This is a genomic window from Nocardiopsis aegyptia (assembly GCF_013410755.1).
Taxonomy (GTDB): Bacteria; Actinomycetota; Actinomycetes; order Streptosporangiales; family Streptosporangiaceae; genus Nocardiopsis; species Nocardiopsis aegyptia.
Genome location: NZ_JACCFS010000001.1, coordinates 6,155,973 through 6,168,521 on the forward strand (window position 1 = coordinate 6,155,973; position 12,549 = coordinate 6,168,521).

Sequence of the window (12,549 nt, forward strand, 5' to 3'; positions counted from 1 at the left end):
ACACCGGGGCGCGTTCCGCGGGGCGCGCCCTAGGAGCCGAGCAGGGCGGCGGTGTCGCGCGGGGAGCGCACGACCACCTCGACCGGCCGGTCCGTCAGCACCGCCAGGGCCGACCGGTAGTCCGCGCCCCGGTCCAGGTCGGACAGCCACGCCGCGTCCGGTCCTCCGCCGCCCTCCCAGGACAGCAGCCGCGCCGGCGTGTGCGGCGGGGACACGGCCACCCGGCGCAGGCCGCCCGACAAGCCCAGGCCGGTGGCCTTGAGCAGGGCCTCCTTGCGCGCCCAGTAGCCGAAGAACGCGGACACGCGCTCCTCGGCGGGCAGGAGCAGCCAGGCCCGGCGCTCCGCCTCGGCCAGCGTGTAGTCGGCCAGCCCCTCGACGTCGCGCGCCGCCGAGACGCCCTCGACGTCGATGCCGACCGGCACACCCTCGCTCACCGCCAGGCCCACCCAGTCGCCGGAGTGGCTCACCGAGATCTCCAGCCCCTGGGCCGGCCCCGAGGGGTGCGGCTTGCCGTGGGGTTCGGCGTCACCGCCGCGCGCCCCGGTGCGCTCCTTGTCCTCGCAGGAGCGGCAGCGCAGGTCGAAGGTGACCTTCTCCGGAGGGCAGCCGGCCAGGTCGGCCAGCGCCAGCCGGGCCAGCGAGCGGCCCAACAGGTGCCGGTCGCGGTCGGCCTGTTGGCGGAAGCGGGCGTTGCGCGCCAGCTCGCCCTCGTCGAGCAGGTGCAGGAGGCGGGAGTCGGCGTCGGAGGTGCGGGCCCACCAGACGGTGGGGGCCAGGGGTGCGGAGTCGACCGTCATGCTCCCATTCTCGCCGCATCTTCCGGGTGTTCGGTGGTTGAGGCCAAGCTAAACCGGGAATTCGGTTAATGGCAGGTCAGCCCATCCCTCGGGAGGCCCGTATGTCAGTCGTCATGCTCTTCGGAGCCGGAGCCCTCATCGGGTTGGTCGCCCTCACGTTCGTCGTGATCGTCACCCTCCTGATGGAGAAGCCCCCGACACCCCCCGCCGCCAGTGAGGCCGCGGACCACGAGGCCGCGGACCACGAGGCCGTGGACCGCGAGGACCGGCCCGTACTCTGAAGAGGCGCGGGAGAACCCGTGCCCACCGCTTCGAGCACGGGTGAAAGTGAGCCACGTCCATGGCCGAGGAGAACCGTCCGGCGTTCGCCGCCGAACGCCGGGAGCGCATTCTCGAACTGGTCCGCGCCAACGGGACCATGTCCCTGCGTGATATCGCGGTCAAGGTCCGGGCCTCGGAGGTGACCGTCCGGCGGGACGTGCGCGCCCTGGAGGCCGAGGGCCTGGTCGACCGCCGCCGCGGCGGCGCCGCGCTGCCCGGCCGGATCGGGCACGAACAGAGCTACGCCGGCAAGAGTGAGCAGTGCGCGGCCGAGAAGGCCGCCATCGCCGCCTCCGCCGCCCGGCTGGTCCGCCCGGGCGACGCCGTCACCATCGGTCCGGGCAGCACCGCCGAGGCCCTCGCCCGCGAACTCGCCTCCCACACCGACCTGACCGTGGTCACCAACTCCCTGCGCGTGGCCGACGCCCTGCTGAACGCCGCCGGCGTCGAGGTCGTGATGACCGGCGGGACCCTGCACGGACCCATCAGGGCCCTGGTGGGGGCCGCGGCCGAGCAGTTCCTCGACGGGCTGCGGGTCAACCGGGCCTTCCTCACCGGCAACGGGGTCAGCGCCGACCGCGGCCTGAGCACGCCCAACCCGGCGGTGGCCAGCGTCGACCGCGCGCTGGCGGGCTGCGCCGAGGAGGTCATCGTGCTGGCCGACCACACCAAGATCGGCGCGGACACCATGGTCCCCACTGTCGCCCCCGAGATGATCGCCCACCTGGTCACCGACAACCGTGCCGACCCCGAGGTCCTGATGACCCTGGAGGAGACCGGCGCCCTCGTGCACGTCGCCGTCGTCATGGACGCGCGGGGGCAGTGAGGTGGGCGTGGCCGACGGGCACGGCCGGTTCCGGCCGCGTGCGGCGGGGCGGTCCCCTCGTGTCGTGTGCGGGGGACCGCGTACCCTACCGTTCACGCCCCTTGCGCGATTGGCGCGTAATGGGTGGATTGCGACGTAGTGTCCTTTTCACTGTCCACACCCAGGAGCCGCCGCGCATGCCCTCCCAGCCGACGCCCCCGGACCAGCCCTCGTCCGAGCCGGTCCACGTGACGCCGTCGCCCGTCGCCCTGCCCGCCCCCTGGTCGGGGTCGCGGGTGACCGTCGTGGTTCCCACCTACGACGAGGCGGCCAACCTGCCGCGCCTGGTCGCCCAGCTCATGGCGCTGGACCTGCCGGAACTGCGGGTCGTGGTGGTCGACGACAACTCGCCGGACGGCACCGGCGAGATCGCCGACAAGCTCGCCGTGGAGCACCGGGGCCGGATCAGCGTGGTCCACCGCACGACCAAGGACGGCCTGGGCCGCGCCTACGTGGCCGGTATGACGCACGCCCTGGACGAGGGCGCCGAGTTCGTCGTCCAGATGGACGCCGACCTCAGCCATCCCGTCGGCTACGTCCCCCAACTGCTGGGCACACTGCACTCCACCAACGCCGACGTGGTGATCGGCAGCCGCTACGTCCCCGGCGGCAGCCTGTCCGAGCGCTGGGGGCTGCGTCGCCGCCTGCTCAGCGGATGGGCCAACACCTACGTCAAGACCCTCCTGGCCATGCCCGTGCGTGACGTCACCGCCGGGTTCAAGATCTGGCGCTCCTCGGCGCTGCGCGTGCTCGACCTGCCCGGGATCGAGAGCACCGGCTACGCCTTCCAGGTCGAGATGCACTACCGCGCCTTCCGGCGCGGCCAGAAGATGATGGAGATCCCCATCCACTTCGAGGACCGCGTCGAGGGCGAGAGCAAGCTCGACGCCGCGGTGGCCCTGGAGGCCGCCCTGCGCCCCCTGCGCCTGCGCCGCGCGGAGCAGCGGCGACCCTGACCCGCGGGCGGCGACACCGCCAGGAGGCTGACATGTCCCCCACGACCTGCGATCATCGGAGCATCGGGGTGAAGAGGGGGGAAACTGTGAGCGAAGGACCCTACGACGTCGACGCCGACATGGGGGACGACCCCCAGGAGAGCGCGATCGCCGAGTGCGAGCACGAGATCGAACCCGACTTCAACATCCTCGGCTACGACTTCGAGGACGACGACAGCCGCGGTGAGCTGGGCATCAACGCCGAGGTGCGCGCCGAACGCAGGGACGTGGTGCCCCACCAGCGCTGGGGCGCCGTGCGCAGCGCCGAGGAGGACGCGGTGAGCGTCGTGCCCGAGGCCCAGGTCGAATCCGGTGTCGAGGACCGGCCCGAGGACCAGTAGAGCGGCGGGCCGCTAGCGATCGCCGCCGGAGGTGTGGTGGTCGGTGCCCGCGCTCGACCCCGGGCAGGACTGCCACGGCGGCTCCGTCGCCCCGCAGAACCGCGACGGCGGTGTCGGCGGCTTCGGTGCGACCGCCTCCTCCGTGCCCCGTCCGGCCTTCTCGCGCCGCCTCATCCCCCGCTCCGCCCGCCGTGCCGACGGGCGCGGCAGTGCCAGCGCGCACAGCGCGGCCAGCCCGCACATCCCCGCCAGGATCAGCATCGCCGGCCCGAAGCCCTGGGCGATCGCCGACGCCCCCGCCGAGCCGTCCGCCCCCTCGCCGGCACCGCCGCTGATGCCCGCCGCCACCGGAACGGCGGCCACCCCGATGAGCTGCGCGCCGCGCGCGAAGGTGTTGTTGACGCCCGAGGCCAGGCCCGCGTGCCGTTCGGGCGCCGAGGCCAGGACGGTCGCGGTCAGCGGCGCCACCGCCGACGCCAGCCCCAACGCCACCAGCAGCACCCCCGGCAGGACACCGGTCAGGTAGGGGGCGTCCGGTCCCAGCCGCGACAGGAGCAGGAAGCCGCCCGCCAGCAGCAGCGGACCCACCAGCAGCTGGGGCCGGGGGCCGATCCGCGCGGCCAGCTTGCCCGAGCGGGCCGACAGCAGCAACATCAGGACGGTGATCGGCAGGGACGCCGCTCCCGCCGCGACCGGCGAGTACCCGCCCACCTCCTGCAGGAAGATGACGAGGAGGAAGAGCATCGGCCCCAGCGCCCCGTAGACCAGCACCGTGGCCGCGTTGGTCACGCTGAACGGGACCGAGGAGAAGATGCCCAGCGGCAGCATCGGGTGCCGGCCGCGCGCCTCGGCCAGGACGAAGGCCGCCAGAGCGAGCACGCCGACCACGGCCGCGGTCACCACCGCCGGCGTGGCTCCCGCCGCGCCCCACTGGATCAGCGCGTAGGTGACCCCGCCCAGTGCCAGCACGCCCAGCAGGGCGCCGGTGTAGTCCAGCCCGTGGTCGGCCCCGGTGTCACTCGACTCGGGCACCTTGAACCAGGAGATCAGCAGCACGGCCGCGGCCATCGGGACGTTGATGAGGAAGATCAGCCGCCAGTCGCCGATCTCCACGAGCCATCCGCCCACGAACGGCCCCACGGCCCCGGCGACGCCGGTCAGCCCCGACCAGGCGCCGATCGCCCGGGCCCGGTCCTCCTCGCGGAACCCCGCCTGGAGGATCGCCAGGCTGCCCGGGGTCAGCATCGCGCCGCCCAGGCCCTGGACGACCCGCCCCGCCACCAGCCACTCCAGGGTGGGAGCGAAGGTGCACAGCACCGACGCCAGGGCGAACACCACGACCCCGGCCATGAACAGGCGCACCCGCCCGAACCGGTCCGAGAGCGATCCGCTGAGCAGGATCAGCGCGGACAGCGTGATCATGTACCCGTTGACGACCCACTGGAGCCCGGACATGCCCGTGCGGAGATCGTCCCCGATGGCTGGCAGCGCCACCGTCACGACCGTGGAGTCCAGGAACGCCATACCCGAGCCCAGGACCGTCGCCGTCAGCATCCACCGGGCGGTGGGCGTGCCCCACTCCACCGCGCCGGCCGTGACCGGAGTCGTCGTACCCACAGCGGACCTCCCTCGCGCCAAGGGCGTGTCCCGTGGACGCCGCGCAGCGGGCTGAGTATCCGCGGAACACGCCTCAAGGACACACAGTACGGCGCGGGCCCCTCCGACCGGAGGGGCCCGCGCCGCGTCACCGTGGAACGGTCACTCGCTGGCCAGCGCGCCCGTGATCGAGGTCCCGGCGGCCCGTCGGCCCGGCAGCACCGAGGCGAGCAGCCCGGCCAGGACGGCGATCACGATGAACACCGCGATCTGTGCGCCGGGGACGGACAGGATCGCGTCCGGCAGCGTCGCGCCCACGGCGGCCCAGCCGAAGACCACGCCCAGTCCGATGCCCACGCCGGCGCCGATCAGGCACAGCAGCACGGCCTCCAGGCTCAGCATGCGGCGCAGCTGGCCGCGGGTCAGGCCCAGGGCCCGTAGGAGGGCGGACTCGCGGGTGCGCTCCAGCACCGACAGCGCCATGGTGTTGGAGATGCCGAAGACCGCGATGAGGATCGCCAGCCCCAGCATCGCCGCGATCGTGTAGAACGCGATGTCCATCATCTCGGAGAGCTGCCCGCGCATCTCGGCCATCGACGCGACCTGCAGGGTCGGGTGGTCGTCGACCGCGTCGTAGACGGCCTCGCGCAGTTCGGCGGGGTCGGCGTCGTCAGTGCCGCGGACCATGACGGCGTCGTTCCCCGTCAGTTCCGGGAACGCCTCGGTGAAGTCCTGCTCGTCCAGGAGCACCCCCATCGTCATCATGGGGTCCAGGAGTGCGACGACCTCCAGGGACACCTCCGTGCCGTCCTCCAGGGGCAGGGCGAAGGTGCCGCCGATACCGGCTCCGTCGGCTTGGCCCTCGGGAACGGCGACCTTTCCGGGGCCGAGATCGGCGAGGTCGCCCGCAGTGGACTCGAAGCCCAGGTCCTCCACGTCGAAACCGGGATAGGTGCTGACGTTGAGGAAGCGTCCGTCGTCCGTCTCGACGAAGGCGTTGCGCCGGCCGCTGACCACGGCCACGGTCGGTTCGGCCTCCAGGTCCTCGAACACGGAGTCGGGGACCGTGTTCAGATCGGCCGCGGGAACGGACCCCTCGCCGGACTCCGGAGCGGTGTCCTCGGTGCCGTCCGTGCCTCCGGCGCCTTCGGCACCTTCGGTGCCCTCCGCTTCCGGCGGGGCGTCGACGTCCTCGGCGGTCCCCTCATCGGACCCGGTGTCCGCGTCGGGAGCGGACGTTCCCTCCATCGTGAACTGCGGGGTGATCTGGTAGTCGATGGGGAAGTTCTCGTCCAGCTGGCGGGTCATCGTCGACTCCACGCTCGCGCTGACCACGGAGTAGCCCGTGATCAGTGTGGCGCCCACGGTCAGGGCGATCATCGCGGTGGCCGCCCGGCGCGGGCTGCGCGTGGAGTTGTCCACGGCGAGCATGCTGGCCACGCCCACCCTGCGCATCGGGAGGCCGACGAGCCGCACGCAGCCGCGGACGATCAGCGGTCCCAGGACGACCACGCCCACGAACGCGACCAGGGCGGCGCCGGTCACGACGAACGGGCCCGTCTGGTCGGGACCGGAGAGCTGGGTCAGCGCCACCATCACCGCGGCGATCGCGAAGGCCAGCAGTCCGAACACGACCCGGACCCACCCGGTGCCCTTCTCCAGGCCGGCGGCCGTGGCGCTGGTGCGCAGCGCCGCCAGCGGGGCGACCCCGGTGGCGCGCATGGCCGGGACCAGGGCGGAGCACACCGTCACCACGGTGCCCACGACCAGACCGGTCAAGACCGCCAGGGGGGAGAGCACGACCGGGACGCCCGCGTCCATCCCCATGAGCGGGCCGCCGAATGCCGCGCCGGCCATGCCGATGCCCACACCGGCGAGGACGCCCAGGGCGGAGGCGACCAGGCCCACGACCACGGACTCGGCCAGGACCGACCGGAAGACCTGGGCGCGGGTGGCGCCCACGCAGCGCAGCAGGGCCAGTTCGCGCTGGCGCTGGGCGATGAGGATCGCGAAGGTGTTGTAGATGACGATCCCGGCGACGAACATCGCGATGAACGCGAACAGCAGCAGGGCGGTGCGCAGCATCTCGGTGTCGGCCCCGGCCCCCTCGGCCATCGCCAGGCCGAACTCCTCACCGGTGCTGACCTCGGCGTCCGAACCCAGCACCCCGGCCACGGCCTCGGCCACCTGCTCGTCGGTGTAGCCCTCGGCGGCCAGCACGTCGATCTCGGCGTACCCGGTGGTGTCGGTCATCCCCTCGATGGTGCCGGGGTCCAGGACCAGGGCGCCGCCGTAGGTGAAGTCCGGGTCGACACCGAAGTTGACCAGGCCCGAGACGGTGAACTCGTGCTCCTCCATGTCGGCGTCGAGCACGGTCACCGTGTCGCCGACCCCGAAGCCCGTCTGGTCGGCGGTGGAGGTGGCCAGGGCGATCTCGGTTCCGTCGGTGGGCAGACTGCCCTCGTCGGGGGAGAAGCGGGTGACCTCCTCCAGGGCCAGGGCGGCGGGCGGCACGTAGCCGAACGCGCGTCCCTCGTCGTCCAGGAGGACGGCCTGCCCCTGGACCATCCCGTCGGCTCCCGCCACCTCCGGTAGTGCCCGGACGTGGTCCAGCTGGTCGTCGGTGAGCCGCGGCGGCTCGGCCGGCTCCTCGGCGGGGTCGCCCGTCCCCTCCGGGGCGGAGGGCACCGCGACCGCGTCGACCGAGGTCGCGGAGCCCATGACGGACTCCTCGTAGTTGGCGTTGAGGGTGTCGGCGAAGACCATGGTGCCCGAGACGAACATGACGCCGAGCAGGATGGCCAGGACCGTGGTGACGTAGCGGGACTTGTGCAGCCTCAGTCCCGCGAGCGTGGTGCGCAGCATGCGCTCAGGCCTCCAGCTTCAGCAGGCGCGCGGAGACGAGCTCGGCGGTGGGGTCGGTGACCTCGTCGACCAGGCGGCCGTCGCGCAGGAAGACCACGCGGTCGGCGTAGGAGGCGGCGACGGGGTCGTGGGTGACCATGACGATGGTCTGGTCCAGGTCCCGGGCGGAGTCGCGCAGGAAGGACAGCACCTCCGAGCCGGACCGCGAGTCCAGGTTGCCGGTCGGCTCGTCGGCGTAGACCACCTCGGGGGCGTTGAGCAGCGCACGCGCCACGGCCACGCGCTGCTGCTGGCCGCCGGAGAGCTTGGCCGGCAGGTGGGACAGGCGGTCGCGCAGGCCGACCACGTCGATGATGTGGTCGAAGCGCTGCCGGTCCACGGCGCGCTTGGCGATCTGCGAGGGCAGCAGGATGTTCTGTTCGGCGGTGAGCATCGGCAGCAGGTTGAACGACTGGAAGATGAAGCCGATCCGGTCGCGGCGCAGCTGGGTCAGCTCGGCGTCGCGCAGCCCGGTGATCTGGGTCCGGCCCAGGTGGACGGTGCCGGAGGTGGCCGTGTCCAGCCCGGCCAGGCAGTGCATCAGGGTCGACTTGCCCGAGCCGGAGGGACCCATGATCGCGGTGAACGCGCCCCGGTGGAACTCGACGTCCACACCGGCCAGGGCGTGCACCTGGTTGGCCCCGGTGTCGTAGGTCTTGGTGAGCCCCCGCGCGACCACCACCGGTGGTGAGGTGACCGTGGGGACGGACGTGGCGATGGGCTCTGTCACGGCTGACAACTCCTGATGCGATGACGAACGGATGTGGGGACCGGGTCGGACGGGCGTCCGTCTCGGTGTGCCTCCACGCTAGGAGCCGCCATGCGGCCGCGGCGTCCGCCCGTGGGCCGATTCGCCCCTCGGCCAAAGGCATGGTGCGGGACGGGTTCGCGACTCCTTCGTCTGGTGGAGGCACCGACTTTCGTCGGGGGTCGCCGACGGGGCCGCACCCGTGCCGGGTGGCGGGAGGCCCCGCCGACCTGCGACGACGCGGGCGGGACCGACGATCGGACGGGCGGCGGCGCGCCACGGGAGGACGAGCCCGTCCGCACCGGTACGGCCATAGAATCCGGCGCATGAGGCAGTGGACGGCGCGTCAGGCGCGGGAGCTCGGCGGGCTGTGGCGCCACAACGCGGAATGGTGGTGGCGGCGCCGGCTGCGCATCGCCGACTGGGCCTACGCCCTGGGCCTGGCGCCGTTCGTCCTCTTCCTGCAGATCCTCCCGCAGCTCGGACTCGTCCAGCGCCTCCTGGCCGCCCTGCCCCGACACCACGAGGCGGTCTTCGCGATCACCAGCATCCTCCTCCTGGGGCTGGTCCCCACGGCGATGTTCTGCGTGACCGTCCTGCTGCGCCGCAGCCGTCCCATGTGGCTGCTCGGCCTGGCGTCCGTCCTGCTCCTCGCCTTCGGAGACCTGATCCCGGCGGCGTTCGCGCTCTACTCCTACGCGGTCCACTTCAACGACCGCCGCCTGCTGGCGGGCTGGTTCGCGCTGATGACCCTGGCGATGGGCCTCGGGCTGGACGTCTCCGGGATCACGCTCTTCGTCAACGTCTCGATGTTCCTCGTCGTGCCCATGACCATCGGCCTGTGGGTGGGAACACGGCGCCAGCTGGTCGACCGCCTGCACGAGCGCGCCGAGCGCCTGGAACGTGAACAGCACCTCATGGCGGAGCGGGCCATCGGCGCCGAACGCACCCGCATCGCCCGCGAGATGCACGACGTGGTCGCCCACCGGGTCAGCCTCATGGTGCTGCACGCGGGCGGCCTGGAGGTGTCGGCACCCGACGAGCGCACCGCCGAGGCGGCCGGGGTGATCCGCACGACAGGGCGGGAGGCGCTGGCCGAACTGCGCGGCATCCTGGGAGTGCTGCGCGACGACACCGGAGCGGAGGCGCCCACCGCGCCGCAGCCGGTCCTGGCCGACCTGGACCGGCTCGTGGAAGAGTGGCGCGGAGCGGGGATGACCGTGGTGCGCACCGGCGAGGGCCTGGTCCCCGACCTGCCCGCCCAGGTCCAGCGCACGGCCTTCCGCGTGGTGCAGGAGGGGCTGACCAACGCCGCCAAGCACGCGCCCGGGGCGCGGGTCACGGTGGATCTGCGCACGGAGCCGGGCGGCCTGGCCGTCGAGGTGTCCAACGGGCCGGCCACCGTCCGGTCCGCGCCGCCACCGGCCGGCGGATTCGGGCTCACGGGGCTGCACGAGCGCGTGACCCTGGCGGGCGGGACCCTGACCTCGGGCCGCCGCTTCGACGGGGGATGGCGCCTGCGCGCTATCGTGCCCATCGACCACCACACCGGAACGGAACGGGGACCGCGGTGATCCGCACGCTCCTGGTCGACGACGAACTCCTGGTCCGCTCCGGACTCAGGATGATCCTGGACGCCGCCGCCGACATCGAGGTCGTGGGCGAGGCCGGCGACGGAGCCGAGGCGGTGCGCCTGGCGGAGGAACTCGTCCCCGACGTCGTCCTGCTCGACATCCGCATGCCGGGCACCGACGGGCTCACCGCGGCGGCGCGGCTCACGGCGCTGGAGCGCGCGCCCCGCGTCGTCCTGCTCACCACCTTCGACCTGGACGAGTACGTGCACGACGCGCTGCGCGCCGGTGCGGTGGGATTCCTGCTCAAGGACACCCCGCCCCGGGACCTCATCTCCGCGGTGCGCACCGTGCACGAGGGCCACGCGATGCTCTCGCCGAGCGTCACCAAGCGCATGCTCGAACGCTTCGCCTCGCCCGCCGAGGGCGGGTCCGCGGCCGGCCGCGAACACGCCAGGGAGCGCCTGGCCGTGCTGAGCGAACGCGAGCGCGCGGTGCTGGTCGCGGTGGCCCAGGGGCGGTCCAACGCCGAGGCCGGCCGGGCCCTGGGCATGCGGGAGGCGACGGTGAAGGCGCACGTCAGCCGGATCCTCGCCAAGCTGGGGATGGCCAACCGCGTGCAGGCGGCGATCCTCGCCCACGACGCGGGGTGGGCCTGAGGCCGGGACCCGACGGCCGGGTCACAGCTCCAGGCCGGCGCGCAGGGCGCCGAGGGCCTCGTCGACGGCCTCCACGGGGTCGGCGTCCGGGCGGTCCGCGCAGTCGGCCAGGGCCTGGACGCACACGCCCACCACGGCTCCCGCCAGGGATCGGACGGCGGCGTCCCGTGGTGAGCGCCCCGTTCGGCGGGCGATGAGGTCGCGCAGGACCCTGGCGCCCTCCCCGACCAGGCCGAGGTTGGCCGCCCACAGCTCCGGCACGGTGGCGACGAGTACGTCGCGCTCGGCGCGTGCCCGGCGCTCGTCCTCGGGCAGTTCGGCCACCGCGGCGCGCAGGACCGCGCGCAGGTCCGTGAGCACGTCGCCGCCGGCGGGCAGGGCCTCGAACAGCTCCACCACGCGGGGACCGAGGGCGTGGTAGTCGCTCAGCCGCGCCAGGTCGTCCTTGGTCGGGAAGTAGCGGAAGAGCGTGCTGGGAGCGACGTCGGCGGCCCGGGCGATCTGCTCCATCGTGGTCGCCTGATAGCCCTGCTCGCGGAAGAGCCGGAGCGCCTCGCGCCGGATCCCGTTCCTGGTCCTGGCCTTCTTGCGCTCGCGCAGCCCGTCGCGCCCCGCCCGTTCGTCCACCACGCGCCTCTGTGCCACCTGTTCGCTCGCCGCCGGTCGTGCCCCTCGGGCGGCACCAGGATAACGGGCCTTCCGCGGCGAAAAATAGGAGTGTACTCTCATTTGGAAGCACACTCTCAAATTGGAGCGACATGACGAGCCGCACCGAGGCCCACGGCCTCCACCACATCGGCCACCTCGTCCACGACCTCGGCTCCGCCGCCGACCTCTACCGCCGGATGGGCTTCACCGTCCCCACCCCCGCCTTCCCGGCCCTCGCACCGGCTCCGGGCGAGCCGCCGCGTCCGGTCGGGGCGGGCAACACCCGCCTGGAGCTGGCCGACGCGTTCCTCGAACTGGTCGGCGTCGCCGCGGAGGACCACCCCGGCCCCGGCGTCGAGATCACGCCGCTGGAGGTTCCCGACCACGCCCTGGCGGCGGTGTCCGCGGCCGTGGCGGGGACCGCACGCCGACTGGCCGAGCGGCTGGAGACGGGGGAGGGGCTGCACGTGCTGGTGTGGGAGACCGGCGACGCCGACGGCGAGGCCCGGCGCCTGGACCGCCTCGGGATCGGCCACGGCGGCGTCCAGCGGCTCCGCCGGCCCGGCGGCGACGGCGGCGTCCCCGTCGGCTACCTGGAGGTCGACCCGGACGCGCCCGAGGCCCGGCTCGCCGCCGCCGAACCCACACCCGGCAGGGCCGCGGCCGTCCACCCGAACGGCGCGATCGCCCTCGTCGGCGCGGTGATGTGCGTCCCACCGGGAGCGCTGGCCGAGACCGAGGCGCGCTACGAGCGTTGTCTCGACCGGACCGCGCGCACGCGCGGCGCCGAGCGGGTCTTCGACCTGGGGCCGGCGGAGATCGCGCTGGTGGAGCGGTCGGCCGCGGAACCCTCCGGCTCCGGGCCGCGACGCCCGGCACCGCCGAGTCCGGCGCTCACCTCGGTGACCGTCTCCGTCGCCGACCAGCACGCGGTCGGGGCCCGGCTGGCCGACCAGGGGATCCCCGCCCGTGCCGCCGCCGACGGCGCCCTGAGCGTGGGCCCGCGGTGGGCGCACGGGGCCGAACTGCGGTTCCGGGGGGTGTGACCGCCGTGCCGCACGACCGACCTCGGTTGCGGCTACCGGTCGGTAGCTCGGTACC

12 protein-coding genes are annotated in these 12,549 nt (G+C 73.5%); 7 read left to right on the forward strand and 5 right to left on the reverse strand.

What is annotated here, in order from left to right; all coding sequences use genetic code 11:
• Positions 1-29 precede the first annotated feature (29 nt).
• Positions 30-800, reverse strand: a complete 771-nt coding sequence (locus HNR10_RS27470) for a 4'-phosphopantetheinyl transferase family protein (RefSeq protein ID WP_179828497.1) — start codon at positions 798-800, stop codon at positions 30-32.
• Positions 801-901: 101 nt separating this feature from the next.
• Here HNR10_RS27470 and HNR10_RS27475 point away from each other — a divergent pair, with 101 nt between their 5' ends.
• From HNR10_RS27475 to HNR10_RS27490, 4 genes are all read left to right on the forward strand, one after another.
• Entirely contained in the window at positions 902-1,081 is a 180-nt protein-coding gene (locus HNR10_RS27475; protein WP_179819783.1) for a hypothetical protein, read from the forward strand.
• A 59-nt stretch (positions 1,082-1,140) separates the two neighbouring features.
• The gene (locus HNR10_RS27480; RefSeq protein WP_179828498.1) at positions 1,141-1,947 is read left to right on the forward strand and encodes a DeoR/GlpR family DNA-binding transcription regulator; all 807 of its coding nucleotides are present in this window, start codon (positions 1,141-1,143) and stop codon (positions 1,945-1,947) included.
• Between the two features lie 176 nt (positions 1,948-2,123).
• Positions 2,124-2,942: a polyprenol monophosphomannose synthase gene (locus tag HNR10_RS27485; RefSeq protein ID WP_179828499.1), complete on the forward strand. Its 819-nt coding sequence runs from the start codon at positions 2,124-2,126 to the stop codon at positions 2,940-2,942.
• An 86-nt stretch (positions 2,943-3,028) separates the two neighbouring features.
• A complete protein-coding gene (locus HNR10_RS27490; RefSeq protein WP_179828500.1) occupies positions 3,029-3,322 on the forward strand; it encodes a hypothetical protein in 294 nt (97 codons plus the stop codon).
• A 12-nt stretch (positions 3,323-3,334) separates the two neighbouring features.
• Here the strand turns inward: HNR10_RS27490 and HNR10_RS27495 are convergent, their stop codons facing one another.
• The 3 genes from HNR10_RS27495 to HNR10_RS27505 all read right to left on the reverse strand — a co-directional run bounded on the left by HNR10_RS27495 (position 3,335) and on the right by HNR10_RS27505 (position 8,552).
• Positions 3,335-4,876, reverse strand: a complete 1,542-nt coding sequence (locus HNR10_RS27495; RefSeq protein WP_179829995.1) for an MFS transporter — start codon at positions 4,874-4,876, stop codon at positions 3,335-3,337.
• 204 nt (positions 4,877-5,080) lie between these two features.
• Positions 5,081-7,783: an ABC transporter permease gene (locus HNR10_RS27500; RefSeq protein WP_179828502.1), complete on the reverse strand. Its 2,703-nt coding sequence runs from the start codon at positions 7,781-7,783 to the stop codon at positions 5,081-5,083.
• Positions 7,784-7,787: 4 nt separating this feature from the next.
• Positions 7,788-8,552, reverse strand: coding sequence for an ABC transporter ATP-binding protein (locus HNR10_RS27505; protein WP_312889435.1), 765 nt, complete (start codon positions 8,550-8,552; stop codon positions 7,788-7,790).
• 344 nt (positions 8,553-8,896) lie between these two features.
• Here HNR10_RS27505 and HNR10_RS27510 point away from each other — a divergent pair, with 344 nt between their 5' ends.
• Both HNR10_RS27510 and HNR10_RS27515 read left to right on the forward strand, forming a co-directional pair.
• Positions 8,897-10,144, forward strand: coding sequence for a sensor histidine kinase (locus tag HNR10_RS27510; RefSeq protein WP_179828504.1), 1,248 nt, complete (start codon positions 8,897-8,899; stop codon positions 10,142-10,144).
• Positions 10,141-10,800, forward strand: coding sequence for a response regulator (locus HNR10_RS27515; RefSeq protein WP_179828506.1), 660 nt, complete (start codon positions 10,141-10,143; stop codon positions 10,798-10,800). The genes HNR10_RS27510 and HNR10_RS27515 overlap by 4 nt, the downstream gene beginning before the upstream one ends.
• Before the next feature lie 21 nt (positions 10,801-10,821).
• Here the strand turns inward: HNR10_RS27515 and HNR10_RS27520 are convergent, their stop codons facing one another.
• Complete coding sequence (locus HNR10_RS27520; RefSeq protein ID WP_218898066.1) at positions 10,822-11,445, reverse strand: TetR/AcrR family transcriptional regulator; 624 nt, start codon at positions 11,443-11,445, stop codon at positions 10,822-10,824.
• A 113-nt stretch (positions 11,446-11,558) separates the two neighbouring features.
• Between HNR10_RS27520 and HNR10_RS27525 the strand changes: the two genes are divergently transcribed.
• The gene (locus HNR10_RS27525; protein ID WP_179828510.1) at positions 11,559-12,494 is read left to right on the forward strand and encodes a VOC family protein; all 936 of its coding nucleotides are present in this window, start codon (positions 11,559-11,561) and stop codon (positions 12,492-12,494) included.
• The last annotated feature ends 55 nt before the right edge of the window (positions 12,495-12,549 follow it).